Annotated in this window: 2 protein-coding genes; both read left to right on the forward strand. The window is 68.7% G+C overall.

Going from position 1 to position 963, the window contains the following annotated elements; translation table 11 throughout:
- On the forward strand, nt 1-279 hold a 279-nt coding region (locus tag PV341_RS45100), incomplete at its 5' end, for an electron transfer flavoprotein subunit beta/FixA family protein (RefSeq protein ID WP_500361054.1).
- A gap of 45 nt (nt 280-324) precedes the next feature.
- Nucleotides 325-963 (forward strand): electron transfer flavoprotein subunit alpha/FixB family protein (locus PV341_RS45105; RefSeq protein WP_500361056.1); only part of this gene is annotated, 639 nt, incomplete at its 3' end.

Here is a 963-nt window from a genome sequence, read left to right on the forward strand (position 1 = left end):
GAGGCGTCGTTGCCGGCGTTGGTGTCGGTGACGGATCAGTCGGGTGAGGCGCGGTATCCGTCGTTCAAGGGGATCATGGCGGCGAAGAAGAAGCCGGTGCAGTCCCTGGATCTGTCGGATCTGGGTGTCGATGAGGGCCAGGTGGGTCTGGCGGGTGCGTGGAGCACGGTGGATGAGGCGGTGGCGCGTCCGCCGCGGACGGCCGGTGTGATCGTGAAGGACGAGGGCGAGGGCGGCAAGCAGCTCGCGGAGTTCCTCGCGGGCCAGAAGTTCATCTGAAGCGTCGTCGTTCGTTCCTCGTTCTGCTAGGAGATCTGATTTCCCATGGGTGAAGTCCTCGTTTACGTCGATCATGTGGATGGTGCGGTCCGCAAGCCGACGCTGGAGTTGCTGACGATCGCGCGTCGGCTGGGTGAGCCGGTGGCGGTGGCGCTGGGTGCGGGTGCCGGTGCGGCGGCGGGTGTGCTGGCCGGGCATGGTGCGGTGCGGGTGCTGGTCAATGAGGCTGCGGAGTTCGCGCAGTTTCTGGTGGTGCCGAAGGTGGATGCGCTTCAGGCGGCTGCGCGGGTGGTGAGTCCGGTGGCGGTGCTGGTGCCGTCGTCGGGTGAGGGCAAGGAGGTCGCGGCGCGGCTGGCGTTGCGGTTGGGGTCGGGCATCATCACCGATGCGGTGGATGTGGTGGCCGGTGAGCAGGGTCCGGTGGCGACGCAGTCGGCGTTCGCGGCGTCGTTCACGACGAGGTCGCGGGTCACCACGGGTGTTCCGGTGATCACGGTGAAGCCGAATTCTGCGCCGGTGGAGGCTGTTTCGGCGGCGGGTGCGGTGGAGGAGCTGGCGGTGGAGTTCGGTGCGCTGGCCACGGGGACGAAGGTGGTGGCGCGTACGCCGCGGGAGGCGACGGGGCGTCCGGATCTGACGGAGGCCGCGATCGTGGTGTCCGGTGGCCGGGGTGTGGGTGGTGCG

This window comes from Streptomyces sp. PA03-1a (assembly GCF_033792805.1).
Lineage (GTDB): Bacteria > Actinomycetota > Actinomycetes > Streptomycetales > Streptomycetaceae > Actinacidiphila.